This is a genomic window from Clostridium sp. CAG:43, from assembly GCF_000434655.1.
GTDB lineage: Bacteria > Bacillota > Clostridia > Lachnospirales > Lachnospiraceae > Otoolea > Otoolea fessa.
The window spans coordinates 1-3,437 of sequence record NZ_FR895102.1 but is presented as its reverse complement, the minus strand read 5'-3'; the positions used below and the strand labels follow the sequence as shown (position 1 = coordinate 3,437).

The following is a 3,437-nucleotide window of genomic DNA, read 5'->3' as shown; positions in this document are numbered from 1 at the left end:
TGCGCCCCGCGCCGAGACACTGTCCGACCACCGTCATCATGCCGATTCCGATACCGATCGCCGCGATGCCGTTTAAGTTTTCCAGAATATTCGTCATCGCCTGGGCTGCGATCGCGATCGTCCCGAGGGTCGAGACGGTTGACTGAATCGCAAGCTTTCCAAACTGGAACATCGCATTTTCGATACCGTTTGGGATTCCCAATGAGAGAATCCGCATAATCCGGCGTCCGTCCGGACGGATATGCAGATAGTCACGCACCGCAATTTCCTGGCTGGGATTGTGCAAAAAGGCAAACACCACCACTGCCGAGATAACGCGGGAACCGAGCGTGGCAATCGCCGCACCGGCAACTCCAAGATGGAAGCCCCAGATAAGCACCGCATTTCCGGCGATATTTAACCCGTTAGAGACAACCGCGATCGTCATCGGAAGCCTTGTATTTCCCTGCGCCCGGTAGATCGAGGAACCAGCATCATAGAGGGCGATAAATGGGAACGAAAGCGCCGTGTAGAAGAAATAGATCTGCGCTGCCTCCATGACATCCGCCTCGACGCTGCCGAAAATCAGCCGCAGCAGCGGCCCGCGTGTCAGAAGGCAGACTGCCATGACCGCCGACGAGATGCACGCCACCACAAAAGATAACTGTCTCGCGGATTCCTCCGCATTTTTCTTATCTTTCTGTCCGATGTACTGGGAGCAGACGATCGTGCCGCCTGCCGCCAGCGCATAGAATGCCTGTATCACTAAAATATTGATGGAGTCAACCAACGAAACCGCCGAGATCGCCGCCGATCCCACGTTGCTGACCATAATGCTGTCCGCTGTACCCATCAGGGAGTTTAAAATCTGCTCTACGATCAGCGGAACCAGAAGAATCCGCAGATCGCGGTTGCTGAAAAGATGATTTGTCTGCTCTTGTCTGCCCATATGCTGTCCTGTAACTTTCTATATTTTATTCTCTGTCCAAATGGTCTATTTTTCTAACGGTCATGCATCACATGCACGGACGCCGACGCATCTGAGACGAAATTACCCCCTTAGCATGATAACGGATAAATATAATAATTCCCATTTCCCTATCCTTCGTTCACCAGCGTCAGAATCCAGTACAGCCATGCCCGCACTGAACTTGACCTCCGCACGATCAGATTCTCCCCGCAGACCTGGTATTCCCGCATTTTCTTTGCGACATACTCCTTGTCCGGAACATCTCCGAGCTGAAGAGCAGCTTCAAATAAATCGTGGAAAATCGGGTGTTCCAGAATCAGGCGGACGTATTCGAGCTGGCGCGCCCTATACGGCAGTTTCAAAAGCCGTCTTCCTATCGCCGTGATATGCACTTTCACGCCGTCCTCATCCGTCTGCTTCTCCGCCAGTCCCAGATAGCGGCACGCGTTGAAATAATAGTCCGACTGTCGCTCCTTAAATCCAAAAAGCTGCGCGATCTCCCCGCCCGTCATTGGATTCTCGTTCAGCCGTTCTACCAGTGAAATAACCTTGTAAAAGCTGTCCGCCTGGATAAAGGTAACCGCCGGTTCCGGCTTGACCTTTGTTCGTGCCCAGACATCGTATAAATCATCCAGCGTAATCTCGATTTCCTCTAAGCTGTAATTTTGCTCCTGCACCAGCCGCAGCGAATTGTAGTAGCGCAGGTCCGTAAATTCATATTCCAGCAGGCGGAAAATATTATTCGAATACACCATAAACACCGGACGGATCGGCTTGTGTATCTTCTCCGCCCAGAGTCTCGCCGGATAATAAAGCTGCCGGATCAGAAAATTGCTGTGGACGACGTTTTTTCCCTCGATCAGCGTAAATACATTCTCATTTTCAAATCCACCGTCGATCTCGACCTGCGAATTCTGTACCTGGATAAGCGGCTTTTTCTCAATCGGCTCTGATTTTTGATAGTCGCTGACATAAAACTCAAAATTTCCAGACCCCATCCGCCCCGAAACCGTCTGCACCATGCGATCCTCGCCCAGAAAATCATCCAGAATCCCCGTGATGCTCATAACATTGATCGCGCTGGCTTCCGAGCGGATGTCATGAAGGTCGATCGACTCAAAGTAATCGGGTATCTTCGCGCTCGTCACCCGTTTGATATCGGACGGAATCTCCGGAAAATCCTGATATAAGTCAAACTCGCCCAGCACATAGCCGCCGCGCGACACCGGAAGAATCGAAATCTTCTTTCCAAACACCCGCGGCAGGGATTCCCGCGTGTCAAATTTCGTCATCAGACGCGGTTCCTTGACTTCGCGGATCTGGTCGGCGGTGATGTAAAACCGCCCATGTTTCTCAATTTCCCGCTCAATCCGGTATTTATCAAATAAAATTCTCCATTTATCATCAATCAAGCTCATAATTGCGTACCAGAACTTCCTGAATCTCTCCGCGCTTCTCCGGTTTCACGTTGATCGCGCGCTTGGCATCCACGTGGTCGATGATGTAATCTTTATATAAATCCTCGATAAATTCGCAGGACGAATTGGAAAGCAGGAACTTGATGCCCTTTGCATTCAACATGTCACACTGCTCTTTTAATGCGATCTGCTCTTCCTCCCCGAAGCCGCCCGCGGTGTAGCCCGTGAACGACGCCGACGAGCTGATCGGCATATAAGGCGGGTCAAAATAGACGAACGCGCCCTTCCGGATGCCCTTTAACGCCTCGCGGTAATCGCCGCATTTGATCGTAATATTCGCTTTATTTAAATACGTATTCAGCGCATGGATAGTCGCCTCGTTCGTGATATTCGGGTTCTTATATCTGCCCCACGGAGAATTGAACTCGCCGGAGCTGTTGACGCGGAACAGGCCGTTGTAGCAGGTCTTGTTCAGGTAAATGATCCGCGCTGCCCGCTCGACGTTGGTCCGCGTCTGATACGTCTCCTTGTCGCGATCCCACGCCCGCACCGTATAATAATACTCCTCGCAATTCTGTTTCTTATGGGCGCTCAGCGCCGCAATCAGCTCTTCCGGCTCTTCCTTGATCATCCGGTATACATTGATCAGCTCTTCGTTGGAGTCATTGATCACCGCCTTGTTCGGCTGTCTCCCAAAGAGCACCGCACCGCCCCCGATAAACGGCTCATAATAGGTCGAACATTCCGGGATCAGCGGATTGATGCTGTCCAGCAGCTGCCGTTTGCCGCCTACCCATTTGAGGATGGGCATGACGAACGGATTTTTTCTTGACATCGGATAGGGTACCTCCTTCTGTTTGTCTTCCGGATACATTGCAATACAAAAACGGGAAATCAGATGTCCGCTTGTGCTCTGATTACCCGTTTATTATAATCGTACAACTGTTCTAGTTCATTATACTTGACTTTGGGGTGGATGTCCAGCATTAGAACCGGAAATTCCTTATGTATTCTCAAGCTATATCATTGACTCGTATACTTCTCTCGTGAACTACTCGGTAACTAAGTTA

Annotated in this window: 3 protein-coding genes (1 of these 3 running past the window's edge); all 3 read right to left on the bottom strand. The window is 50.7% G+C overall.

What is annotated here, in order from left to right:
• Positions 1–928 carry the 5' portion of an MATE family efflux transporter gene (locus QVO97_RS09170; protein ID WP_022360032.1) on the bottom strand. The gene continues 455 nt to the left of window position 1, outside the view, so 928 of the gene's 1,383 nt are visible here — the first part of the coding sequence; the start codon lies at positions 926–928; its stop codon lies off the left edge, out of view.
• Between the two features lie 149 nt (positions 929–1,077).
• Complete coding sequence (locus tag QVO97_RS09165) at positions 1,078–2,367, bottom strand: type II restriction enzyme (protein WP_022360031.1); 1,290 nt, start codon at positions 2,365–2,367, stop codon at positions 1,078–1,080.
• Positions 2,354–3,202 (bottom strand): DNA adenine methylase, encoded by an 849-nt coding sequence (locus QVO97_RS09160; RefSeq protein WP_022360030.1) that lies wholly within the window; start codon positions 3,200–3,202, stop codon positions 2,354–2,356. Before QVO97_RS09160 ends, QVO97_RS09165 begins: the two co-directional genes overlap by 14 nt.
• Between the last annotated feature and the right edge of the window lie 235 nt (positions 3,203–3,437).